The organism is Limosilactobacillus ingluviei DSM 15946, assembly GCF_001435775.1.
Classification (GTDB): domain Bacteria; phylum Bacillota; class Bacilli; order Lactobacillales; family Lactobacillaceae; genus Limosilactobacillus; species Limosilactobacillus ingluviei.
This window is the reverse complement of sequence record NZ_AZFK01000077.1, coordinates 140,867-164,928: the sequence shown is the minus strand read 5'-3', so window position 1 is coordinate 164,928 and position 24,062 is coordinate 140,867. Positions and strand designations below refer to the sequence as shown.

General features: G+C 53.3%; 23 protein-coding genes and 1 pseudogene. 22 read left to right on the top strand and 2 right to left on the bottom strand.

The genetic code is table 11. The annotated features are described in order from the left end of the window. Positions 1 to 292: 292 nt before the first annotated feature. From FC43_RS08700 to wecB, 13 genes and pseudogenes are all read left to right on the top strand, one after another. Positions 293 to 1,747, top strand: a complete 1,455-nt coding sequence (locus FC43_RS08700) for an ABC transporter substrate-binding protein/permease (protein ID WP_019206380.1) — start codon at positions 293 to 295, stop codon at positions 1,745 to 1,747. A gap of 3 nt (positions 1,748 to 1,750) precedes the next feature. Then, a complete protein-coding gene (locus FC43_RS08695; protein ID WP_019206381.1) occupies positions 1,751 to 2,494 on the top strand; it encodes an amino acid ABC transporter ATP-binding protein in 744 nt (247 codons plus the stop codon). A gap of 290 nt (positions 2,495 to 2,784) precedes the next feature. Continuing rightward, entirely contained in the window at positions 2,785 to 4,131 is a 1,347-nt protein-coding gene (locus FC43_RS08690) for an amino acid permease (RefSeq protein ID WP_019206382.1), read from the top strand. A gap of 726 nt (positions 4,132 to 4,857) precedes the next feature. Next, positions 4,858 to 6,075 (top strand): NupC/NupG family nucleoside CNT transporter, encoded by a 1,218-nt coding sequence (locus FC43_RS08685; protein ID WP_019206383.1) that lies wholly within the window; start codon positions 4,858 to 4,860, stop codon positions 6,073 to 6,075. Positions 6,076 to 6,201: 126 nt separating this feature from the next. Next, positions 6,202 to 7,116 carry a ribonucleoside hydrolase RihC gene (rihC, locus tag FC43_RS08680; protein ID WP_056955382.1) on the top strand — a complete coding sequence of 305 codons (915 nt, stop codon included), beginning with the start codon at positions 6,202 to 6,204 and terminating at the stop codon, positions 7,114 to 7,116. Positions 7,117 to 7,277: 161 nt separating this feature from the next. Further along, positions 7,278 to 8,008 (top strand): annotated as a pseudogene (gene rsmG / locus FC43_RS08675) (16S rRNA (guanine(527)-N(7))-methyltransferase RsmG). 32 nt (positions 8,009 to 8,040) lie between these two features. Beyond that, the gene (locus tag FC43_RS08670) at positions 8,041 to 8,988 is read left to right on the top strand and encodes a ParB/RepB/Spo0J family partition protein (protein WP_056955381.1); all 948 of its coding nucleotides are present in this window, start codon (positions 8,041 to 8,043) and stop codon (positions 8,986 to 8,988) included. Continuing rightward, positions 8,988 to 9,866 carry a ParB/RepB/Spo0J family partition protein gene (locus FC43_RS08665; protein ID WP_056955380.1) on the top strand — a complete coding sequence of 293 codons (879 nt, stop codon included), beginning with the start codon at positions 8,988 to 8,990 and terminating at the stop codon, positions 9,864 to 9,866. Before FC43_RS08670 ends, FC43_RS08665 begins: the two co-directional genes overlap by 1 nt. 30 nt (positions 9,867 to 9,896) lie before the next feature. Next, positions 9,897 to 10,097, top strand: coding sequence for a DUF951 domain-containing protein (locus FC43_RS08660; RefSeq protein ID WP_019206388.1), 201 nt, complete (start codon positions 9,897 to 9,899; stop codon positions 10,095 to 10,097). Between the two features lie 23 nt (positions 10,098 to 10,120). Continuing rightward, a complete protein-coding gene (gene ychF, locus FC43_RS08655; protein WP_019206389.1) occupies positions 10,121 to 11,218 on the top strand; it encodes a redox-regulated ATPase YchF in 1,098 nt (365 codons plus the stop codon). A 39-nt stretch (positions 11,219 to 11,257) separates the two neighbouring features. Then, positions 11,258 to 12,034 carry a DUF1129 domain-containing protein gene (locus FC43_RS08650; protein WP_019206390.1) on the top strand — a complete coding sequence of 259 codons (777 nt, stop codon included), beginning with the start codon at positions 11,258 to 11,260 and terminating at the stop codon, positions 12,032 to 12,034. A gap of 252 nt (positions 12,035 to 12,286) precedes the next feature. Next, positions 12,287 to 13,435 carry an IMP dehydrogenase gene (gene guaB, locus FC43_RS08645; protein ID WP_056955379.1) on the top strand — a complete coding sequence of 383 codons (1,149 nt, stop codon included), beginning with the start codon at positions 12,287 to 12,289 and terminating at the stop codon, positions 13,433 to 13,435. 98 nt (positions 13,436 to 13,533) lie between these two features. After that, on the top strand, positions 13,534 to 14,637 hold the full coding sequence (wecB, locus tag FC43_RS08640; RefSeq protein WP_056955378.1) for a non-hydrolyzing UDP-N-acetylglucosamine 2-epimerase: 1,104 nt from the start codon (positions 13,534 to 13,536) through the stop codon (positions 14,635 to 14,637). A 15-nt stretch (positions 14,638 to 14,652) separates the two neighbouring features. On the opposite strand, the gene FC43_RS08635 is transcribed toward wecB, so the two are convergent. Beyond that, positions 14,653 to 15,306 (bottom strand): DNA-3-methyladenine glycosylase, encoded by a 654-nt coding sequence (locus tag FC43_RS08635; protein ID WP_056955377.1) that lies wholly within the window; start codon positions 15,304 to 15,306, stop codon positions 14,653 to 14,655. A gap of 31 nt (positions 15,307 to 15,337) precedes the next feature. On the opposite strand from FC43_RS08635, the gene FC43_RS08630 reads away from it, so the two are divergent. Beyond that, positions 15,338 to 15,727, top strand: a complete 390-nt coding sequence (locus FC43_RS08630) for a DUF488 domain-containing protein (RefSeq protein WP_056955376.1) — start codon at positions 15,338 to 15,340, stop codon at positions 15,725 to 15,727. Here the strand turns inward: FC43_RS08630 and FC43_RS08625 are convergent. Further along, positions 15,705 to 16,625: a magnesium transporter CorA family protein gene (locus tag FC43_RS08625; RefSeq protein ID WP_019206395.1), complete on the bottom strand. Its 921-nt coding sequence runs from the start codon at positions 16,623 to 16,625 to the stop codon at positions 15,705 to 15,707. The two genes, FC43_RS08630 and FC43_RS08625, sit on opposite strands and share 23 nt — an antisense overlap. Before the next feature lie 119 nt (positions 16,626 to 16,744). On the opposite strand from FC43_RS08625, the gene FC43_RS08620 reads away from it, so the two are divergent. The 8 genes from FC43_RS08620 to FC43_RS08585 all read left to right on the top strand — a co-directional run bounded on the left by FC43_RS08620 (position 16,745) and on the right by FC43_RS08585 (position 24,037). After that, positions 16,745 to 17,662 carry an RluA family pseudouridine synthase gene (locus FC43_RS08620; protein WP_056955375.1) on the top strand — a complete coding sequence of 306 codons (918 nt, stop codon included), beginning with the start codon at positions 16,745 to 16,747 and terminating at the stop codon, positions 17,660 to 17,662. A gap of 16 nt (positions 17,663 to 17,678) precedes the next feature. Then, complete coding sequence (locus FC43_RS08615; protein ID WP_019206397.1) at positions 17,679 to 18,440, top strand: TerC family protein; 762 nt, start codon at positions 17,679 to 17,681, stop codon at positions 18,438 to 18,440. Beyond that, a complete protein-coding gene (gene trxA / locus FC43_RS08610; RefSeq protein WP_056955374.1) occupies positions 18,441 to 18,758 on the top strand; it encodes a thioredoxin in 318 nt (105 codons plus the stop codon). 174 nt (positions 18,759 to 18,932) lie between these two features. Then, complete coding sequence (gene rbsK, locus FC43_RS08605) at positions 18,933 to 19,853, top strand: ribokinase (RefSeq protein WP_056955373.1); 921 nt, start codon at positions 18,933 to 18,935, stop codon at positions 19,851 to 19,853. Positions 19,854 to 20,299: 446 nt separating this feature from the next. Continuing rightward, positions 20,300 to 21,442: a GGDEF domain-containing protein gene (locus FC43_RS08600; RefSeq protein WP_082611489.1), complete on the top strand. Its 1,143-nt coding sequence runs from the start codon at positions 20,300 to 20,302 to the stop codon at positions 21,440 to 21,442. Then, positions 21,439 to 22,155: a hypothetical protein gene (locus FC43_RS08595; RefSeq protein ID WP_056955371.1), complete on the top strand. Its 717-nt coding sequence runs from the start codon at positions 21,439 to 21,441 to the stop codon at positions 22,153 to 22,155. The genes FC43_RS08600 and FC43_RS08595 overlap by 4 nt, the downstream gene beginning before the upstream one ends. Next, positions 22,155 to 22,748 carry an exosortase family protein XrtG gene (xrtG, locus tag FC43_RS08590; RefSeq protein WP_056955370.1) on the top strand — a complete coding sequence of 198 codons (594 nt, stop codon included), beginning with the start codon at positions 22,155 to 22,157 and terminating at the stop codon, positions 22,746 to 22,748. Before FC43_RS08595 ends, xrtG begins: the two co-directional genes overlap by 1 nt. Then, entirely contained in the window at positions 22,748 to 24,037 is a 1,290-nt protein-coding gene (locus FC43_RS08585) for a TIGR03111 family XrtG-associated glycosyltransferase (RefSeq protein WP_056955369.1), read from the top strand. The genes xrtG and FC43_RS08585 overlap by 1 nt, the downstream gene beginning before the upstream one ends. Positions 24,038 to 24,062 lie beyond the last annotated feature (25 nt).

The following is a 24,062-nucleotide window of genomic DNA, read 5'->3' as shown; positions in this document are numbered from 1 at the left end:
TGGGTTGGCTTGCAGCGTCCGCCAACTCTCTGGACCAGGGAACCGCCACCTACTGAGATGCAATCTGATTAAGCTCATTAAACACTGTTTAGGGCGGGCTGTCAACTCTAATTGGTGCGCTTAAAAAAGTTAAGTAAAAGCGCAGAATAATTTTAAAAAAGTGGTGAGAAAATGATTACAACTTTTTAATTAACGCAATCTGATGGGCTTTCTTACAATTGGACGCGGGCCGTGCTAGAGTATTACCCAACGACAAAAATTAAGAAAATTAAGTAAAGGAGCGTGGCGCAAAATGAGCAAACATTGGCTGAGAAACATGCTGATGGGACTGACGGTTGCCGTCGGGATTGGAGTGGGGTTGGGCCACGCCCAGCCGGTCCACGCGGCTGAACCAACCTACACGATTGGGACTGTAGACAGTTTCGAACCCTTTGAAATTCCTAACAACAAGGGGACTTATACAGGCAAGAACCCGGGGATCGAAATTGAAATGCTTCAACAGATTGCCAAGCACGAAGGCTTCAAGTACAACCTCAAGGTGATGAGCTTTGATGCGACCTTGACGGCCCTACAAGCCGGCCAGATTGATGCTTCCATGGGTGGGATGAGCGTGACTGATGAACGGAAGGCCACGATTGATTTCACCAAGTCTTACTACGACTCGGGGGTTGTGATGGCCGTCGCCCAAGATGGCCCGATCAAGTCGATGAAGGATCTGAAGGGCAAGACGGTCGCGGTCAAAGCCGGGACCAGTGGGGCAATTTATGCCAAGTCGATTGCCAAAAAGTACGGCTTTAAGCTTAAGTACTACAAGACGGACAACACAATGTGGTCCGATGTTCAAAACGGTAATTCAGCCGCGACCTTTGATGACGAACCCGTCTTGCGGTACGGGATTCGTAACGGGATGAAGCTGAAGGTGATCACCAAGGCCGTTGATTCCCAACCAGTGGCAATGGGGGTCAAGAAGGGGCAAAACCAAGAATTGCTCCAAAAGCTCAATGACGGGATTACCTGGATGGAAAAGACCGGCCGGATGCAAAAGCTGCTTGATAAGTACACCAAGGGTTCCGGGACCAAGACGGACGGCGCTGCGCAACGGACGATCATGGGTCTGTTGAAGGCGAATAAGGGTGCCCTGTGGGATGGGTTAGTCGCCACGCTGGAACTGACGTTGGTCGGGGCGGCGTTAGCCCTGGTCTTCGGGGTCGTCCTCGGGGTGATGGGAATTGCCGACGGGAAGTTCTTCCCGTGGTTGTCGGCGACGATCATCTACATTTTCCGGGGGATGCCAATGATCGTGCTGGCCTTCTTTATTTACATTGGGATGCCAAGTGTGATTGGCCACAAGGTTCCGCTGTTTACCGCCGGGGTCTTGACCTTGATGTTAGATGAAGGGGCCTACGTTGGGGCGATCGTCAAAGGGGGCTTTAAGGCCGTCGATCGTGGCCAATGGGAAGCGGCCCGTTCCTTAGGGTTGCCGTACGGTAAGGCCCTGCGGAAGGTTATCATGCCACAAGGGATCAAGATCATGGTGCCATCTTTGGTCAACCAATTTATTATTACCCTCAAGGATACGTCGATCCTGTCGGCGATCGGGGTGATGGAACTGACCCAAACTGGGACGGTGATCATTTCCCGGAACATGGAAGGGTTCAAGATGTGGCTGATCATTGGGGTCATCTACATCGTGATCATTACACTGTTGACTTGGTTATCGAATTACGTACAAAGAAAGTTGGCCTAAATTATGGATAAACAATACAAAATTCAAGTCCAAGACCTCCACAAGAGTTACGGCGATAATGAGGTCTTAAAGGGGATTAGTCTCAACGTCAAACCCAACGAAGTGGTCTGCATGATCGGCCCGTCGGGGAGTGGGAAGAGTACCTTCTTGCGCTGCTTAAACAAGCTGGAAGAACCGAACCGCGGCCACGTCTACGTGGACGGATACGACATTGCCGACAAAAAGACCAACATTGACTTGGTGCGCCAAAACATCGGGATGGTCTTCCAACACTTCAATTTGTTCCCTAACATGTCGGTGGCCGAAAACATCATGTTGGCTCCGGTGCAGCTAAATAAGATGAGCAAGGAAGAAGCGCGGACGGCGGCTTTGCATTACTTAGACATTGTGGGCCTGAAAGATAAGGCCGATGTCAACCCGACGACTTTGTCCGGGGGGCAAAAGCAACGGGTCGCCATCGCCCGTGCCTTGGCGATGAAACCCGATGTGATGCTGTTTGACGAACCGACCAGCGCCCTAGACCCGGAAATGGTCGGTGACGTATTGGAAGTGATGCAAGCCCTGGCTAAAGAAGGGATGACGATGGTGGTCGTGACCCACGAAATGGGCTTTGCCAAGCGGGTGGCCGACCGGGTCGTCTTCTTCCACGATGGCGTGATTAAAGAACAAGGGACGCCCGAAGAAATCTTTGATCACCCGCAACAGCCTGATACCAAGAGTTTCTTGGACAAAGTCTTGAATGTTTAACCTGCTGAGCGTTTGACAATTGCAAGCAAACCGTTATAATGGGGAACATCAACTGCGCAGTTGAGCATTGAATGAAATTAACGTTGCCAATCTCCAGAGAGCCGGGGGAGCTGTAAACCGGCGATTGGCCCATGGCATTGAGAGTAAAAAATGGGTGGTTCCAATATCGACCAAGAGGAGGTCTGCTTAGACCTTAAACTTGGGTGGAACCGCGTGATCAACGTCCCTGGCTGATGAAGCTGGGGGCGTTTTTAATTTTCATTTACCTGGCAAAGAGAGGAGCGAAGCTTATGGCACAAGAACATACGAAAGAGCAGCACTTGTCGCGGGCGTTAAAGAGTCGCCACATTACGATGATTGCCATCGGGGGCGCGATTGGGACCGGGTTGTTTTTAGGGTCCGGGAGTGCGATCCAAGCGGCGGGGCCCTCAATTATTTTGACCTACCTGATCGTCGGGATTTTTTGTTTCTTTATGATGCGGGCGTTAGGGGAACTGCTGTTGGCGGACCCGTCCAAGCATTCCTTCATTGATTCAGTCAAGGAATACTTGGGGGACCGGATGGAATTTGTCGCCGGGTGGGCCTATTGGTCTTGTTGGCTGACGTTGGCGATGGCCGACCTGACGGCCACCGGGATTTACTTGCAATACTGGTTCCCCGGCCTGCCCCAGTGGGTGGGACCATTGGTAATCTTACTCTTGTTGATGTTGGTAAATATGATCAACGTTGGTTTGTTTGGTGAATTAGAAACCTGGTTTTCGATGATCAAGGTGCTGGCGATTGTGGCCTTGATCGTGGTCGGCTTGGCGATGGTCGCTTTGCACACCAAGACCGCCAGTGGTCCGGCCAGCCTGGCCAACTTGGTTAACTACGGGGGCTTCTTCCCCAAGGGGGCCGTGGGGTTCTTGATGTCCTTTCAAATGGTGGTCTTTGCCTTTGTCGGGATTGAAATGGTCGGCTTGACGGCCGGGGAGACCGCCAACCCGGATGAAGACATCCCCAAGGCGATCAACACCTTGCCGGTCCGGATTGGGCTCTTTTACATCGGTTCGATGCTGGCGATCATGGCCGTTTACCCCTGGCACGACATCAAGGTCAGTTCCAGTCCCTTCGTGCAGGTCTTTGCGGGGATTGGAATCACCGGAGCGGCGGGGATCTTGAACTTTGTCGTCTTGACAGCCGCGATGTCGGCGACGAACAGTTCGATCTTTTCGACCAGCCGGTCCTTGTACTCCTTAGCCCAAGGGGGTAACGGTCCCAAGGCCTTTCAAGAACTGAGTCGGCAGGCGGTCCCGGTCAAAGCGATGCGCTTTTCTTCATTAATTCTCTTTGTGGTCGTGATCTTAACCTACATCGTGCCAGCGGGAATCTTTAATTTGATTTCCGGGGTCTCAACGATTAATTTCATCATCGTGTGGTTGATCATTTTGTGGTGCCACATCAAATACCGGGCCCAGCACCCGGCCGGCAACCAATTTGCCATGCCGGGTTTTCCTTACACCAGCTGGTTGACGATCGCCTTTTTCATTGGCGTTTTGATCATCTTGCTCTTTATTCCGGCGACCCGGTTATCCTTGATCATTTCGCTGCTCTTTTTCGTGGTCCTCTTTGTGGTCTCGCGGAAGTGGAGTAAATAATTTCGCAACGTCTCACGGTTGTGGGGCGTTTTTTTGCAAAAAAATTGGGGCGGAGGCAAGGCGTTTTGTTAGACCTTTTGATTCAGTTATCATATACTAACAGTGAGGAAAGCTGAAACCGTTGCCAAGAAGATTAGCTTGGATACCGCAAGCGAAACTCACCCCATACCAACCCATTTAAATTCCTAAAGACTAATGTCGAGTGTCTGTAATCTTATCTAGGGCATGACCCCCTTAACATGCGAGATGATTTGGCAAGTTAAAGTTTTAAGATAATTGATGATTCAAATGATATTACTACCTCAACGGCACTTAGTCTTTCCCCGTAACCACCCCGTTTGGCTACCAAGCGGGGTGGTTTTGCGTTGCCCGGAAAAACTGCTGGTTAAAAGCTAGAATGTTTGTGTCAATGTAGGCTGGGTTCATCGAGTAGAATCGGTTTAGACCGGTGCCTGACAGAAAAATTTTAAAATTTTCTTACGGGACTTTGTGAAAACGTTCTCGCCACGGAGGCGGTTCCATTCAATGGGTAAAACGGTGTATCGACGAACGTTCAGAAAAACTACCGTGAGAATTTCACAAAGTTGGTAGATTTCAGTGGGTTTACAAGTTTGTTAACACCCGGTATATTAATGGCAGTGGTAAGTTATTGCAAACGCTTACTTAGCGTTAGTGAACTTACAAATTGCATTTATTCCATGTATTTTTAAGAAAGGTGTTAGATCCATGTATTTTGCAATTAACGTGCTTGGGTTGATTGTTTTCTTGGGTGTGGGATTCCTGTTCTCCAAGAACAAGAAGGCGATTAACTGGAAGGCAATTGCCATCATGGTGGTTTTGAACCTGCTGTTGGCTTGGTTCCTGACGGGTTCTGCTGCTGGGCGGGCCGGGGTTAAGGCCGCAGCCGATGGGTTTGCCTGGATTGTTGCTGTTTCTGCCGAAGGGACCAAGTTTGCCCTTGGTGGTTGGTACGACGCAAAGAATTTGAACTTTATTTGTTCTGCTCTGATGCCAGTATTGATGATTGTTCCAATGTTTGACATCCTGACTTACATCGGGGTCTTACCTTGGATCATCAAGTGGATCGGGAAGGGCTTGTCCTTCCTGACGGGTCAACCAAAGTTCGAATCCTTCTTTGCCGTTGAAATGATGTTCTTAGGGAACACGGAAGTGCTGGCCATTTCCGGGACGCAACTGCGCAAGATGACCAAGGAACGGAACTTGACGATCGCCATGATGTCCATGAGTTGTGTGACGGCTTCCATTTTAGGGGCCTACATCGCCATGATGCCAGGGCAATTCATCCTGGCGGCGGTGCCGATCAACATCGTGAACTCCTTGATTGCGACGAGTATGTTGAATCCAGTGACCGTGTCTGAAGAAGAAGATACGATTGAAACGGTGAAGACCAACGAAAACGGGAAGAAGGAACCATTCTTCAGCTTCTTGGGTGACTCCATCTTGGGCGCTGGTAAGCTGATCTTGATCATCATTGCCAACGTGGTTGCCTTTGTGGCCTTGGCTGCTTTGATCGACGCCCTCTTGGCCCTCTTCGGCAAGCCGCTGGGTGGCAAGCCAATCTCCTTGGAAGCGATCCTGGGGGTTATCATGTTCCCATTCTCCTGGTTGATGGGCTTGCCGCTCGACCAAGCTTGGAAATTGGCACAATACATGGGGATGAAGTTGGTTACCAACGAATTCGTTGTTATGGGTGAAGTTACGAGTACTATCGCGCACTACCCAGAACACTTGAAGGCTGTTTTGACCACCTTTATCACTTCCTTTGCTAACTTTGGGACCCTGGGGATGATCATCGGGGCCTTCAAAGGTCTGGTTGGTAAGGAAGACAACGACTACATCGCACAAAACGTTGGTTACCTTCTGCTGTCCGGGATCTTAGTATCTCTGCTTTCAGCAGCCTTTGTTGGCCTCTTTGTATGGTAATCATGGCATAAGCATAGGGCTGCTGTTTAGCGGCCCTTTCTTTGACTGAAAATTTAAAAGCGGTTGCAAAAGTGAAGCCCGGGTGAACCGGTTTTGCAGCCGGATAAGCAAAAAGGAGTAGTTCTGATGACGATGAAGATTATTATGGATACTGACCCAGGGATTGATGACGCTGCTGCTTTGACAATGGCGATCAATGATCCGGAAATCGACCTGAAGCTGATCACGGCCGTGGCCGGGAACGTGACGGTTGATAAGACGACGGCCAACGCCTTGAAGATTGTGCACTTCTTTGGTAAAGACCAAGAAATTCCGGTTGCCGCAGGGGCTAAGGAACCGCTGATCAAGCCGTTTGAAGATGCGGCGCGGATTCACGGGGCGTCCGGGATGGAAGGTTATGACTTTGGGGATGACTATGGTGAACCAATTGCCAAGTCCGCCGTTGAGGCCTTGCACGATGCAATTATGGCGGAAGACGAAGTGATCTTGGTCCCAACGGGTTCATATACCAACATTGCTTTGCTCTTCAAGCAATACCCAGAAGTGAAGTCCCACATTAAGGAAATCGTGGCGATGGGGGGCTCCATCTCCGGTGGGAACATGACCAGCATTGCCGAATTCAACGTCTTTACGGACCCAGACGCGGCGGAAATTATGTACAAGTCGGGGGTTCCAATTGTGACGGTTGGGCTCGACGTGACGCTGAAGGCCTTGATCACTCCGGATACCTTGAACCAACTCAAGGACATGAATGAAACCGGGAAGATGCTCTACGGCTTGATCAACAACTACAATGACGTTACGGAAGCAGGGCACCCGATGCACGACGTCAACACGATTTTCTACCTGCTGCACCCAGAAGCTTACCAAACTAAGGATCTGTGGGTGGACATTCAAACTTCCGGGCCGGCGATCGGGGGAATGGTGGCCGACATCCGGGGGGCTTACCACGATGGTAAGACCAACGCTAAGGTCTGCGTTGACATCGATGCCGCTGCCTTTAACCAATGGTTCCTGGATGAAGTTTCCCACATGAAGTAAACTGAACTAGGGATCACAAAGCTCTGCCAAGTAGGCGGGGCTTTTTACATATTAAGATTATTTCCCGGGAAATGGCGTCAGGAGTTGAATTGGGGTGGGAAATAAGATAAAGTTATCAAAGAACGTGAAACACTGAATGTTCCACGGAAAGGACGAAGTAAATGAAGCCAGAACAATTTCAAGCCGCCTTAGCGCAAATGGGCGTTAACTTGAACGCCGACCAAATGGCGCAGTTTGAACAATACTATCAGTATTTAATTGAAGTTAATCAACACCTGAACCTGACCCGGATTACGGCCAAGGAAGATGTTTACCTCAAGCACTTTTATGATTCCTTGATGGGGGCCTTTGCTGAACCGCAGTTGAAAGACCAGCCGTGGCACCTGTGTGATATTGGGGCCGGGGCGGGGTTCCCGTCCTTGCCGCTAAAGATTGCCTTTCCCCAGCTCCAGGTCACGATCGTGGACTCGTTGAATAAGCGGATTGACTTTTTGCGGGCCTTGGTGGCTAAACTGGGGCTAACTGGCGTTGAATTGGTGCACGGGCGCGCCGAAGAGTTCAGTGCCAAGCAAAGTCGCTACCGGGAGCAATTTGATTTGGTAACGGCCCGGGCTGTGGCCCGCTTGAGTGTCTTGAGTGAGCTTTGCCTGCCGGCGGTCAAGGTTGGCGGTGAATTCTTAGCGTACAAGGCTGCGGCGGCCGATGATGAACTGCAAGCGGCCCAAGGCGCCATTCAAACCCTGGGGGTAAGGTCAGCTCGACGATGCAATTGGTCTTGCCAACCCAGCCGGAACCAGAACAACGCAACCTGATTATTATTGATAAGGTCGCTGCCACCCCACAAAAGTATCCGCGGCGGCCCGGGTTGCCGGCCAAAAAACCATTGGCTTAGATTGGTTAAGAAGCAAGCATAGGGAGGAAAAGATGGCATTTTCATTGTTTAACTTTGGCGCCAAGGCGGCCAATACCAAAAATCAAGTGGTGGAGATTCCCCTCAAGCAGATTGAACCCAACCGCTATCAACCGCGCCAAGTCTTTGATAAGGTTCAAATCCAAGAGTTAGCTCATACCATTGAAGAACACGGCCTCTTGCAGCCAATTATTTTACGCGAATACAAGGCGGCTAAGTATGAAATCATTGCCGGAGAACGGCGGTTCCGCGCGATGGAATTGTTGGGCTGGGAAGCCGCTCCGGCAATTGTTGAAAAGATGAGCGACAAGGAGTCCGCTTCCTTGGCGCTGATTGAAAACTTGCAACGCTCACAATTGAGTTCGGTCGAAGAAGCGCGGGCCTACAAGAAGCTGATGGACCTCAACAAACTGACTCAAGTTGCCTTGGCCAAAGGGGTGGGCAAGAGCCAATCGGCGGTCGCCAACAAGTTGCGCTTGTTAAACCTGATTGAACCGGTGCAAAACGCAATTTTGGATGGCTTGATTACTGAACGGCACGGCCGGGCTTTACTCGGCTTGACCGACGACCAACAACGCAAGCTCTTGATGCGGGTGGTCAATGAAAAGCTGACGGTCCGGCAAACGGAAGAAGCGGTCGCCGCATTGCAAGGAGAAGTGTTACCAACCCCGGCGGCTTCGGCGGCCTCAATCACGCCGGCGCCAGCTTCGGCCGCTCCGGCCCCAGCCACCGCCTCCGCTCCGGTTAAGCAGCCCCAAGCTAAAAAGGCGGCACCCAAAAAGAAGGCTAAGATCAGCGTCAGCGATCCGCAAATTGCTCTGAACACGATTAAAAAATCAGTGAAACTGGTCAAGGATAACGGCTTTAAGACCACAGTCCGGCAAAAGAAGCTGCCGGATGGTTACCAACTGACGATTACGGTTAAGCCACAAGCAACGGATCACCAGGATGGAGAAAAGTAATGGCAAAGGGAAAGAAACGGTTACGGTTAAAGAAACACATGGCAGCCCTCGTGGCGCAAAGTGAACAGGAGCAAGAAACGATCATTGACCTCCCCTTGATGGCCATCCGCCCCAACCCCTACCAACCGCGGCGCAGCTTTGATCAAGTGGCGCTGGCGGAATTAGCGCAGTCGATTCAGGCTAACGGGGTCTTTCAACCAGTGATTGTCCGCCAGCCGAACCCGCAGGTCGCCCGTTACGAATTAATCGCCGGGGAGCGGCGCTTTCGGGCCTCAGAAATCGCCCACCAAACCACGATTCCAGCGATTTTGCGGCCCTTAGATGATGCCGCAATGATGGAAGTGGCGGTACTGGAAAACTTGCAGCGTGAAGATCTGACGCCACTGGAAGAAGCGCAAGCCTACCAAATGTTGCTCGACAAGCTGCACTTGACCCAAGCCGAAGTCGCCGCCCGCCTGGGCAAGTCACGGCCCTACATTGCCAACTACCTCCGCTTGCTGGGCTTGCCAGCGGCCGTCAAGGAGTTGTTGGAAGCACGACAATTATCGATGGGCCAAGCCCGGACCCTCTTGGGCTTAAAAGATAAGGCGGCGGTAGTGGCGTTGGCCAAACGGGCGGTCAAGGAAGGCTTGACGGTCCGCCAGTTGGAAGAAATGGTGGCCCGGCAAAATGAGCCAGCGGCTAAACCGCAGGCTCCTCGCCCCGCAGCGCCAGTCGATCCTTACCTGAAGGAAGCTGCGGATCAATTGCAACGGCGCTTTGGCACCAAGGTCGCCTTTAGCGGGACGCAGCCGCACCGGGGCAAGATTGAAATTCCGTACCAATCGGCGGATGAATTAAACCGACTGCTGGCCTTATTGGGCGTCAGTTTTGATTAAGCTAGGCAGTGAAAAGAAGGGGGAAGCGAGATGCTGGATTACGAATTGAACGACATCGTGATGATGAAAAAGCAACACCCGTGTGGGGTCAACCGGTGGAAAATCATCCGGGTCGGTGCCGACATGAAAATTGAGTGTACGGGGTGCGGGCATATCGTGATGATGGACCGCTACCACTTTAACAAACGCATCAAGAAAGTATTGGAAAAAGCCGCGGACCAAGAGGCCTAAGGCGAAAAAGGAAGGATTAAATTATGTCATTAACTGCAGGGATTGTTGGGTTGCCAAACGTCGGGAAGTCAACCCTTTTTAACGCGATTACTAAGGCCGGGGCGGAAATGGCCAACTACCCCTTTGCCACGATTGAACCCAACGTGGGGATGGTGGAAGTCCCCGACGACCGCTTGGCCCGGATTGATGAATTGATTCCGGCCCAAAAGATCGTGCCGACGACCTTTGAATTTACCGATATTGCCGGGATCGTCAAGGGGGCGTCCAAGGGCGAAGGCTTGGGTAACAAGTTCTTGGAAAACATTCGCCAAACTGACGCAATCGTGCACGTGGTCCGGGCCTTTGATGATGATGATATTACCCACGTGACCGGGAAAGTCGACCCGATTGATGATATTGATACGATCAACCTGGAATTGATCATGGCCGACTTAGAGGCCGTCAACAACCGGTTGGCCAAGGTGCAACGGGCCGCTAAGGGGCGCGACAAGGACGCTTTGGCCGAACTGGCGGTCCTAGAAAAGCTCAAGCCGGTCTTAGAAGACGGCAAGAGTGCGCGGACGATTGATTTTTCCGATGACGAAAAGAAGATTGTCAAGGGACTCTTCTTGTTGACGACCAAGCCGATTTTGTATGTCGCCAACATTGCCGAAGATGACATGGCTGATCCCGATGGCAACAAGTACATGGCGGCGATTCGCGAACACGTCAACGGCGAAGGTGAAGTGATCGGGGTGTCTGCTGCCGCGGAAGAACAGATCGCGGAAATGGACGATGACGAAAAGAAGGACTTCTTGGAAATGGAAGGCGTCGAAGAACCAGGGCTGAACCGGCTGATTCGGGCTGCTTACAAGCTCTTGGGCTTAGAAACCTTCTTTACGGCCGGGGGCAAGGAAACCCGGGCTTGGACCTTTAAGCGCGGGACCAAGGCGCCACAAGCGGCCGGGATTATTCACTCCGATTTTGAACGGGGCTTTATCCGGGCCGAAGTGATGTCCTTTGCCGATCTGGATGAATACGGGTCCCCGGCGAAGGTTAAAGAAGCCGGGAAGCTGCGTTTGGAAGGGAAAGACTATGTCATGCAAGACGGGGATATCGTGGAATTCCGCTTCAATGTCTAAGCAGGTACAGAGAAATTAACGAACAAGGGGAGAAAACTTTTGAGTGAACAACCACGCAATGCCGCGGCGGGCCAGCGGCAAAAACAACACCACAAGGCGGCCCAACAAGCAACCGGGCGGGCCTTTGCGGATGCCGGGCTGACCCGCAAGAACGAAGAGTTTATGTTCCAATTGAACAAGCAATTGGAAGCCCAGGGCGCGCCCGCCGACAAGAAGGCCGAATGGCTGCAAGCCACGGTTGAGCAATTATTGGCAGGGCAAAAGGACGCTAAGACCGCCAAGGGGTTGTTTGGGACCCCGATGGCCTACGCCCACGAGTTGCTGCACCCGAAGAAAGAAGAAGTGGAACGCCAAGTTAATACCAATACCTGGTTGTTGGCGGCCGACAACGCCTTGATGTTCTTCGCCATCTTTGCAATCATGTTCGGGGTCTTAGCCTTTACTTCACCGAAGGCCTTGTCAATGCAGTCGCATAACGGGAACGCCGGGATTACGGCAATTATCCTGGTAGCCTTGGCCGGGGGGGCCTTATTCGGCTTCTTGATGAAGATGATTCGGCCCAAAGTCAAGGCCGATGGGAGCCAAGAAAAGCGGCCAATGTGGTACCGGGTCAGTGTGATTGTCCTCGGGCTGGTCACTTGGATGGCCGTCTACGGGCTGGCGACGATGCTGCCGGATGCGATCAACCCACAGCTGAACAAGTGGGCCTACGTAATCCTCGGGCTGGCGGCCTTTGCTGGGGACCTGTACTTACGGACCAAGTTCAACATTGCCAACGCCCTGTTTGGGGGCCAACCACGGCAAAACAAACGCTAATTGATAACTAACGGGCTGACGAGCAGTTGTAACTGATTCGTCAGCCCGTTTCTAATTGGGAGGCCGAACGTTACCTTAAACAATTGCCACAGCTTCCTTGCCAACATCCGTAAGACCGAACAAACTAGCCGCGAAGAGCCGCGGTTGAACCCTGACGCCTAACTTCGGGGGAAGACGAAAACTTTTCCTTGACGAAGGCCGAAAATCCGAGTATCCTAATGGCTAATTAATTCATGAGGGAGTGTAAGATTAATGTCAAGTTGGGAAACAAAGTTCGTGAAAAAGGGAATTACGTTTGATGATGTACTTTTGATTCCAGCCGAAAGTCACGTCTTGCCAAACGAAGTGGACCTCAGCGTTCAATTGGCAAAGAACTTGAAGTTAAACCTGCCATTCATCAGTGCCGGGATGGACACGGTGACGGAGAGTTCGATGGCCATCGCCATGGCGCTGCAAGGGGGCTTAGGGGTCGTGCACAAGAACATGTCGATCCAAGCCCAAGCCAGTGAAGTCGCTAACGTTAAGGGGGTCGCCTTAACTGGGAACTTCACCAAGGCCGCCGTGGATGACCAAAACCGGTTGTTAGTGGCCGCCGCCGTAGGGGTCACGTCCGACACCTTTGAACGGGCTGAAGCCCTCTTTGAAGCCGGGGCTGATGCGATCGTGATCGACACGGCCCACGGTCACTCCGCCGGGGTTTTGCGTAAGATCAAGGAAATTCGCGCCCACTATCCTGACCAAACATTGATCGCCGGCAACGTTGCTACTGGTGACGCGACCCGGGCCCTCTTTGAAGCCGGGGTCGACGTGGTTAAAGTTGGGATCGGCCCAGGTTCGATCTGCACGACCCGGGTCGTTGCCGGGGTCGGGGTTCCACAAATTACGGCCATCTATGACGCAGCAACGGCAGCCAAGGAATATGGCAAGCCGATCATTGCCGACGGGGGGATCAAGTACTCTGGTGACATCGTCAAGGCGATTGCCGCTGGTGGGAATGCGGTCATGCTGGGGTCGATGTTCTCCGGGACGACGGAAGCCCCAGGCGAAGTCTTTGAAGACCACGGCAAGAAGTACAAGGCCTACCGGGGGATGGGTTCCGTCGGGGCAATGGCCCAATCTCATGGTTCGTCTGACCGTTACTTCCAAGGTGGGGTCAACGAAGCCAACAAGCTGGTGCCGGAAGGGATTGAAGCCCGCGTGGAATACAAGGGTGACGTGGCCGACATCATCTTCCAAATGGTCGGCGGCCTGCGCAGTGGGATGGGCTACTGCGGGGCTGCGGACATCCAAAGCCTGATTGACAATGCCCAATTTGTTCAAATCTCGAACGCCGGCTTACGGGAATCGCACCCACACGACGTGCAAATTACCAAGGACGCGCCAAACTACAGCCGCGACTAAGCAAGGCCAACCGTTGCTGAACTATCAGCAGCGGTTTTTTCGTTTTCCAAGCAACCGTGCTAAAATAAAGCGTGATTACTTGGAAGGAACGAGAAACAATGAAGAAAGTGATGCTGGTCTTTGGGACCCGACCAGAAGCAATTAAAATGGCCCCCTTGGTCAACGAATTAAAACGGCGGCCGGGTTTAACCGTCCGGGTGTGCGTGACGGGTCAACATAAGGAAATGCTCCAACAGGTCCTCGAGGTGTTTGGGATTGTCCCGGACCTCAACTTAAAGATTATGAAGCCGGGCCAAGATTTAGCCGACATCACCAGCCGGGTCTTATTGGGGATGCGGGCAGTCTTACAGACCGAACAACCGGATTTGGTCCTGGTCCATGGTGACACCACGACGACCTTTGCCACCAGCTTAGCGGCCTTTTACGCCCAAGTTCCGGTGGGCCACGTGGAAGCGGGTTTGCGGACCTATAATTTGGCGTCACCGTTTCCCGAAGAATACAACCGGCAAGCCGTCGGGATCGCGGCCCAATATCACTTTGCTCCCACCCAGCAGGCCCAAGCCAACCTGTTAAAGGAAGGCAAGGATCCGGCGCGGATTTATGTGACGGGGAATACGGCGATTGATGCCTTGCAAACCACGGTCCGCGCCGACTATCACCACCCGGAACTGACTTGGGTCGGCGCTAACCGCTTGATCCTCTTGACCGCCCACCGGCGCGAAAACCTGGGCGCGCCCATGCACCACATGTTCCGCGCAATCAAGCGGATTGTCGATGAGACGCCCAACGTGCGCGTGATTTACCCAATTCATTTAAACCCGGTCGTGCGGCAAGCCGCAACGGCCGTCTTCGGTGATGATCCCCGCGTGCATTTGATTGAACCCCTTAACGTGGTTGACTTTCACAATTTCATGGCCCGGGCGGACTTGATTTTGACCGACAGCGGTGGGATCCAAGAAGAGGCCCCGAGCCTGGGCAAACCAGTCCTGGTGATGCGCGATACGACGGAACGTCCGGAAGGGGTGGCCGCCGGAACCTTGAAGCTGGTCGGAACGACGGAAACCACGATCTACCAGGCCATTAAACAATTGTTGACGGATCCGGCCGCTTACGCGCAGATGAGCCAAGCGGCCAACCCGTACGGAGATGGGCACGCCAGCCAACGGATTGCGGATGTGATCGAAGCGGCCCTGACCAAATAAAAAATGACGGTGCCCTCAGGCATCGTCATTTTTAGCAGCCACTTGCCAGCCGTGGTGGGTCAGGTCCATCGCGCGCTTTTTCATCCCCGAAACATAGGGGTTGCCCGTCACATAAAAGCGGCGCGGGGCCGCACTGTCCTTGCCGGTCGGATTCATGCCGATCCGAGCCGTGGTGGTAATAGCCGCCGGGACTTGGCGTTGGGCTAAATCAACAAACAGGGGACTGGTCGCCATCGGTTGGCCATCCAGGGCCCGGGAGTGGATCCCTAGGGCGGCCACTAGTTTTGCGGGACCGTTGCTGACGTTCGGGCCGCTCTGGTGGCGATTGGCCGCCATGATTTCGGGGTGGAGGACGGGTTCCAACCCGCGGATTAAAATCCCTTGTGGTTCGCCAGCGGCTTGCGCCACGATGTCAAAGCAAAAGTGCCCGCGGATTTGGTAAAGGTAGATATCCCCGGGGTGGCCGTATAAGGACTCACTGTAATTGGAGCGGCGACCGTTGGCGGCGTGGGAGGCCGAATCGTTAACCCCTAAGTAGGCTTCGGTTTCGACAATCCACCCACCAAGGCGCCCTTGCGGACCATCGTAGATCAGCAAGCGCCCTAATAAGTCCTGGGCGATTGTCGTGGTGGGCCGAGCGGTGAAAAAACGTTGGTAATCAGTTAACATTAGTGAACCTCGCTAGAAAGGAAGCAGCAAAATGACAACAATTAAATTAGCGCGCATCTATACCCAAGCGGGCGACCAAGGCGGTTACCGCATCCTGGTTGACCGACTCTGGCCCCGTGGGATCAGCAAGGCCAACGCGCACTTGGACTGGTGGTGTAAGGAAGTGGCGCCCAGTCCCGACTTGCGCAAGTGGTTTAACCACACGGCTGAAAAATACCCCCGTTTTGCGGCCCGCTACCAGGCTGAGCTGGCCGCCAACCCGGCTTACCAGGAATTAAAGGCCCGCGTGCAAGCTCAATTACCAGTTCAGGACGTGATCTTACTCTTTGGGGCCAATGATGAGCGCCATAATCAAGCGGTCGTGCTGAAGGAGTGTTTGGTGCGCGACATAGGCCTGCCTACTTCCACCACCGCCGGTTAAGCATTAGGGCTAAGGCAATCCCCATGAACAACAGGGTGATCCCGATCGTGATTTGCCAGGACCAGTCGCCCTGGGCGAAGGGGAGGGTTTTGACGTTTTGACCGTAAAAACCCGAGATGATTGGCGGGATCGAGAGCAAAATCGAAAAGATCGTGAGAAACTTCATCGTTTGGTTCAAGTTGGAATCTAGGACCTTGCTGTAAGCATCGGAGACCCGAGCGGAGACGTTGGACGTCATTTGCGCCATTTCCAGTCCTTGCTGGGCTTCGATGATGACGTCGTCTAAGTCGTCTTTTTGCCGTTGGCTCATTTGACCGCTAAAACGGCGGCGAAATTCTTGCAGTAGGGAGACGTTACCCTGCAGCGAGGTTAGAATGTAGACCAGGCCGGTCTCAATTTCCAGAAAGTCACTGATTGCCTTGCGTTCGGTCCGGTCCTGGAGGCTGCGCTGGATTTGCTGACGTTTGGCGTCCGCGCGCCGGATCGGCCCAAAGTAATTGGTCGACAGGTGGTAGAGGATCGGCAAGATAAAGTCGAATTGATCCGCAATCGGCCCCTTGTTGCGCAATTGCCGCAAGTGCTCGGCGATCAGGCCGTTGACAAAGTTGGTTTGGGCATTGGTAAAGGTCAAGACGTTATTATGGGTCAACATGATCCCGACCGGGGCGGTTTGGGGCGCCGAGAGTTTATGGTTGGGAACGTAGACGTCAAAAATCAGCAGGGTCACGCCAGCGTCGCGATCAATTTCGACCCGGGCTTTTTCGTAGGGGTCAATCGCGTAATCGAGCAAGGCCGGGGTGACTTCATATTTTTCGTACAGGTCCTGGCGTTCCCGGGGGAGGGGCTCAAAGACACTGACCCAGTGACCGTGCGTGTTGATTTTTACTGAACTTAACATTGACCCCACCTCCGAAACGTTGTTTTCCTTATTAATTCAACACTGATTTGGGGCAAATGTAAAGTCAGATCAATGATTCACTAGGATTTCCCGGGAAATAAATGGAAAGGACCGATGAAATGACAGCTTGGCAGGGGCAACTTGAAATAATCGTCCCACCTGAACAAGGGGACCAACCATTGCGAACGCTCTTAGAACAGACTTGGTGGCTGCCCCACCGGTTTGTGCACTATTTACGGGTACGCCGGCAAGTCCTGGTCAACGGCCAGTACCAGTCGATGAATGAGCGTGTTGACGCTGGGGCGCACGTTCGGTTGCAATTCAACGGCGATGAATTCCGGACGGCAACGTCCAACTATTTACCAACCCCCAACGCTCAGCCAACCATCCTCTTTGAAAATCGGGACGTGCTGGTGATCGATAAGCCGGCCGGCCAAAAAAGTCACCCCAACCAACCCGGCGAAACCGGGACGGCGCTGAATGCGGTGGCCGGCTACCTGGCGAATCAGCCACAGACTGGGGCGTTTATGGTCCACCGCTTGGATCAAGCGACCAGTGGGGCGATGTTGGTGGCGAAAAATCCGGTGGTGGTGCCGATTTTGGATCGCTACCTCAGTGCCGGTTTGATGCACCGCGCCTATGTAGCTGTTGTGACTGGGCATTTCCCGGCCCCGCGGGGGGAATTAACCTGGCCGATTGGCCGTGATCCACAGGACCGGCGCAAACGGCAGGTCAATGGGGTCAACGCCCAGCCCGCGCAGACGACCTACCAGGTGGTGGCGACCACGGCGACGACCAGTCTGGTCTACTTAACGCTGCATACTGGCCGCACCCACCAGTTGCGCGTGCACTTAGCTTATAGCGGCCACCCGATTGTTGGCGATCCCCTCTACGCCCCGGGGGGCGGGCCGCGGATGTTGTTGCACGGGGTCAAACAGGACCTCGTCCTTCCTTTTTCCAAGCAAAAAGAGACAATTTGGGTACCTTTGCCTACCGCTTTTCCGCCGGATTTGGTAAAATTATGGCAACCAAAATAATTAAAGGGGGATCTAATTGTCACTTTTACAACAACTTTACGGACCGTTTTTTGATTTAGCAAATTGGAAGATGGTCGTGACGTCAGGCCAGGACTGGCTGATTATCTTATCGTTGGTGATGATGGAGTGTCTGTTGTCGGTTGACAACGCGGTGGTGTTAGCCGCCCAGACCCGGGTCTTGCCCACGCTGCGTGAACAAGAAGAATCCTTGTTTTACGGGATTTGGGGTTCCTACCTGTTCCGGTTCTTAGTGATCGGGATCGGGACCTACTTGATTCACTTCTGGGAAATCAAGGCCTTAGGGGCAGCCTACCTGCTCTACATGTCGTATCGCTTCTTCCACGTTAAGTTTTTCGGTAAGCGACCGATCCACAAACAAAAGCGCAATTTGGCCGGTAAACTCACCGGGCGCAAGCGTTTTTGGGCGGTGGTGGCGCAAATTGAGTTTACCGATATCGTTTTTTCGATTGATTCGGTCTTGGCGGCCCTGGCCGTTTCCAACAATCCGGTGATCGTCTTGATCGGGGGTTTGATTGGGATCTTGTGTATGCGGGGGATCGCTGAAGTGATCATGAAATTGATGCGCAAGGTGCCAGAATTGGAACCGATGGCCTACTTCTTGATCGCCGTGATTGCCGTCAAATTATTCTTGACGGTGCCAATGATTGACATTGAAATTCCGTCCGGAATCTTTGGGATTTTCATCCTCTTGATCTTCGCGGCTACGATCGGGGTACACTTTTTGCGGCGGAATCAACACAGTAAAGGAGAAAAGTAAATGGCAATTGAAGCAACACCCGCCAATTTTGATGACCAATTAGCGGGGCCCATTACCTTGGTGGATTTTTGGGCGGACTGGTGTGGCCCGTGCAAGATGATGGCTCCGGTCTTAGCGCAATTAGAAGCTGAATACGGGGACCGGATCAAGTTTGTTAAATTTGATGTCGAACAGGACGCGGCCATTCCGCAGCGCTACAAGGTTATGAGTATCCCAAGCTTAGTGTTGTTCCGGGATGGGGTGGCCAAGGAAAAGGTCACCGGCCTGTACCCCAAGGAAAAACTAGCCCATTATTTGGACCGCAAATTAGCTGAATAACCAAACCAGTCGTCCGGGTTGCGTCCTGGGCGGCTTTTCATTTCCCGGGAAACCGGGTAAAATAAAGAAGATTGCAGAAGCGCTTGTCAAGGGACAAGTCCGCTGGTAAATTGGTAATGAAATTAGCTAAAAGCTTTTACTAAAGAAACGTGGCACCATAAAGGAGGAAGCCTGATGACCAAGAAAATTGCTGTCTTAGGGAGTTTAAACCTGGATACGACCTATCATGTGACCCGTTTCCCACAACCGGGGGAAACTATTTCGGCCAACGATAAGAGCTCGGCCCCAGGGGGCAAGGGGGCTAACCAAGCTGTTGCCGCCGTCCGGTCGGGGGCGCAAGTGGCCTTTATCGGGATGGTCGGTGAAGACAACGAAGGGAAGTTCATGCGCGAAGCCCTGCAAGAAGATGGAATCGACACCAAGTTCTTACAAAATGATCCGCGCCACGGGACGGGCTCGGCGATCATCACCCTTGATGCCAACGGCCAAAACGATATTATGGTGTACGCCGGCGCCAACTTCGGAATGGACGAAAGTTTGTTGAAGGGGACTGACGACCTGTTTAAGGACTGTGACTTCTTGATTGCCCAATTTGAAACGCCGCAAGCAGTCACGGCAGCGGCCTTTAAGCAAGCCAAGGCCCACGGGGTCACGACGATCTTGAACCCAGCGCCGGCTAAGGAAATTCTGCCGGAATTATTAGCGGTTACGGACGTGGTTATTCCCAACGAAAGCGAAAGCGAAGTCTTAACCGGGATTGCCGTCGACAGTGAAGCCGCAATGCTTGAAACGGCGGACTACTTTAAGGCACACGGGGTCAACAACCTCTTGATCACCCTTGGTTCGCGGGGCGTCTTCTACTGCACGCCGCACGGCCACGGAATGGTACCCGCCTTTAAAGTCAAGGCAGTCGACACGACGGCCGCGGGGGACACCTTTATTGGGGCCTTGGCTTCGCAATTAGCGACCGACTTGAGCAACGTTGCCGACGCCTTGGTTTACGCGCAACGGGCGTCCAGCTTAACGGTCCAAAAGATGGGGGCCATGCCTTCGATCCCAACGGAAGTTGAAGTTCGCGCCGCCTTAGCCGACTAAGTGGGGCACTAAAATGTTGATTGATATTGCAATCTTTGTGGTGGTCTTTATCATCACTTCGTATCTGACGGTTAAATTCCGGCGGAAAAAATAAATGGCCGAAAAACAGGGTTCGTCACTCTAATTGCGGGGGGCGAACCTTTTTATTTTACCGATTTGGCGGTGAAAACTTAACAAAGCAAAGCCCACGCGCTGAAAAGGGACGGAAAGGCGGGGGACTAACGGGTTGACAGGCCGCGCGGCCGCAGTTGCGCCATGGTGGAGCGTTTGACAATCAAATGATAAAAAATTAAAATAAGTGGGCCAATTATAAGTTAATTAATCACACTGTCGGGTCAGCCTGTGTTCTAGTTGGTCCGGCTAAGGGAGGATTTTGCAAATGGATGGGACCGATAGTGACAATGGTAATTGCTGGGGTATGCATTTAAGCCGGGTAGGTGACTGAGATGCCAGGATACATAACAATTGTGGTAATCATTCCCCTCGTGATTACGGCCTTTATCATGGGAAATTACACCCTGTACGAACGGACCTTGGTCAAGCACAGTTGGCCGTGGCAGTTTTTAATCGTGACGGTGGTCTTTTTGGTGCAAGAGTACGTGATTACCTTCATGTCCTACCAGCTGACGGATTATTGTTTTTACCAGTACGTCATTGCTATCTTAATGTATAACCTCTTGAACACGGGGGTTTATGGGGCCTACGTGGCGTGCTTGACGCCGTTTGTAGTGAACAGTTGCTTGGTGTTAATGGGCAGTCGACCCGTGATTTACCAAAGTCTGTGGGTCGGCTGGCTGCTGTTTATGCTTGTGACTGTCTTAGGCAGCCGCTTGGCTTCGCGGGGGTCGACGATCAGCATGACGATTCAGATGCTGATTTTAAACATTGGGGGCCCCTACGTCATGTACTGGTTGAACGAGATTGATGTAACGACCTTAAACGTCCCGATCCACCACGCCGTAGAACTGACCTGCGGGACGCTATTGATCTTAGTGGTCTACCGTTACTTATTTGAACAGGAATTGTTAAACATCAACCTCTACAAGCAAGCCTATCACAATAGCTTGTTTGATGAATTAACGGGGCTGGGCAATTACCGCTCCTTGGTTGACTACACGGAACAAGCGGCGACTTGGGAAGGGGATGTCGCGATTGCGGTGATCGACGTCGACCGGTTTAAGTCGGTCAATGATCGTTATGGTCACGTCACTGGGAACTTAGCCCTCCAGTACTTGGCCAATTTTTTGGCGGCAGCAATGCAAAATGAAAAACACGTCAGCGCCCGGGTCTTCCGCTACGGGGGCGAGGAATTTTGCATTGTCTTTACCAACGTCAGGGCCGAGCGCTTCCACGAGGTGGTCGATCGGCTCAAGACCGACCAACGGATCTTTGCCGCCCAGCCCTTCTTTACCCACCAGGGCGAACGGCTGCGGTTGACTTTTTCGGCGGGGATCACCTTCTGGCAAGCCGGTGAAAAGCTGGGGCCAGTCTTTGAGCGGGCTGATCAGGCCTTGTATTCGGCCAAAAGGCATGGCCGCAATCAGGTGCGGATCTTTAATCAACCGCAGGCAAAGGAGGTTGCGGAATGAAGACGGGACGGGGCGGACTAATGCTGGTAGCAGTTTTATTGGGGCTGACGTGGGGGCCAGTATGCGGCCAGGCGGCGTGGGGGCAGCCGGCGCCGCTCTGGCAGGCCCGCCAGGGGACCTTTCAGCCCCAGCCGACCGACCGGGTTAAGCTGACCGATGCGGCGACCTGGCGGCCGTACCAAGCTGACGGTTGGCACCGGGCCAAGCAACCGGCCGTCAAGGCCAAATTAGCCGTTGACCAGCGCAACGTCTACCTCCAAGTTGCGGGGCAAACGGCCCAGCCCTTGTTGGCCCAAGGCTACCGCTTGACCGTTAACCACCGGCAGTACGTCTTGAACTTGACCAACGGCGTCAGTCGCCACCCGACCCACCGGTTGCAAACCCTCCAGCCCGGCCAACGGACCTTTTTAACCGTTCAAGTGGTCGATGTCCGGCACAATTGGACGCTCCGTTTTGTTAAGCGGGGGGCCTACGTCCGGCGGGATCACCAGGGGCGCGAAACCCTGCGCATGGCTTTGCCCCTCGCGGCGATTGGGAAACAAGGCACCCTGGCCAGCCCGGCTACCAGTTGGTATTTTAACCACCCGACCCTCAATGCTCAGCAAGGAATCAGCTATCACGGGGCGCCCAGTGGGGGCTGGCTAAGCCTGGTTGGCTTGGGGCTCGTGCTAGGTGGTAGCTGGTGGGGACGACGAAAGCAGGTGGGTAGATGATGAAATTATGGTTAATCGGCCTGGGCTTGCTGATTTGGCTGGCAGCCTTCGTCAGTAGTAAGTGGTCGGGCCAGCGGGCTGTTAGGTTTTGGTTGGGCAGTTTGGGACTGATGATTTTTCTGACCGGCGCCTTGACCGGGCCGCTCGCGCAAGCTTGGGCGCAGGTCTTGGCCCGGGTAGTCGGGGGCGTTGGGACCCTCAGCGGCTGCTACACCGGTACGCCGGGCGCGCCGCTGTTGAACATCCCGGGACCGACGGGGTTGAGCATCTTGGCCGTGGACTATGAATGCACCGGCTTAATGGAAAGCATCGTTTACCTGGGCTTGTTATGGTTCTTCCCCCTCTATACCTGGCGGCACCGCGTAAAGTGGACCGTGATCGGCTTGGGCTGGCTGGCCCTAGCCAACGTTTTACGCTTGACGGTCGTCGCGTTGCTGTTGGCCACCCAGGGCAGCGCGGCCTTTTGGTGGGCCCACGCTTTGGTTGGGCGGGGGCTGTTTTACGGGTTAATCATTCCTTTGTATTACTACGTCTTTACCAAGGCCCAGCTGACCCGGCCGGGGACGGTGCGCTTTAATTACGGAGGCAAATAATGATCCAAGAAACCTTGCTTCAGATGGGCTTTTGGACGGCCTGGCTAGTAATTCCCGCTCTGTTTGAATTGTTAGTAGCCCTGTGGGGCTGGTGGCACATTCATTTCAAGCCGGTTGCCGTCCCCAGTGGGGAAGTTCCCGGTCGGATGCCCCAAGTGACGATTATTTTACCGGTCTATAATGCTGCGGACACCCTGGCTGCGTGTTTGCGTTCGATTGCCCGCTGTGACTACCCCAATGAATTGATTACGGTGATCTGTGCCAATAACCAAAGTACCGACCAGAGCTGGCAAGTCTACCAAACCATGCAAAAAGAATTGCGCGATTTGCGCCTGCAGTGGCTGGAAGGGCCGCAGCGGGGCAAGGCCCAGGCGTTGAACATGGCGATCTATGCCAGCAGTGGGGACTACGTAGTCACGATGGACAGTACCGGGCTGTTGGGCAAACACGCCTTAAAGAATTTCATTCACAACTTTATGCTGGATCCGGCGGTCCAAGCCCAGACCGGGGCCGTCTTGTGCAACCGCAAGTTGATTGAAGCTGATCGCCACCACCGTTGGATGCACCACAGTGAGTATTTGGCCCACGCGATTGCCTTTTTGGCGGGGCGAACGGCCGAATCACAAACCGACCAGTTAATCACCCTGTCGGGGGCCTTGGCGGCCTTTCGCCGTTCGGCTTTGATGCAAAGCCGGATGTACAGTGTTGAGACGGTTGGGGTGGCGACCGACATGGCCTTTCAAATCCGCTACTACTTGAAGGGCAAAGTGATTCTATGCCCGACGGCGGTCTTTTACGCGCCCCCAGCGCCGAACTGGGCCGCGCTCAACGCGAAATACCAACGGTGGCAACGGGGTGAAATCGAAGTGATCCGGGCTTTTTTGGCGACCAAGCTGAGTTTAACGGGGCTCTTTGCCAATTTCTTGGTCCGGCGCTTACTCTTGGATCACACGATGGCCCTTTTGAAAGTTGCCTGGTTGGTGATGGGGGGCTTATTGTTAGGGCTGGGCTATCCGGGACGGTTGGTGGGCCTTTCGTTTGCCATAGTTTACTTGCTGTATTTGTGGATTGCCGGCTTAAATTTGAGCAACGTCTTATTTTATCTGCGGTTTGATAAGACGGAACGCAACTATTGTGATCGCCACTGGTGGACCTTTTTTACCTTGCCGCTTTATCAATTGGTGACCGACCTGTTCCGCTTGTCAGGGCTGATCAATGGCTTAAGTCCGGCGACCCCGGCGAAAAAAGTCCCGGGCAATTGGCGAAAAAGGGGTCAAAAACGGTCTTAAACCTGTTAAAATTGCTAAGGAGTGA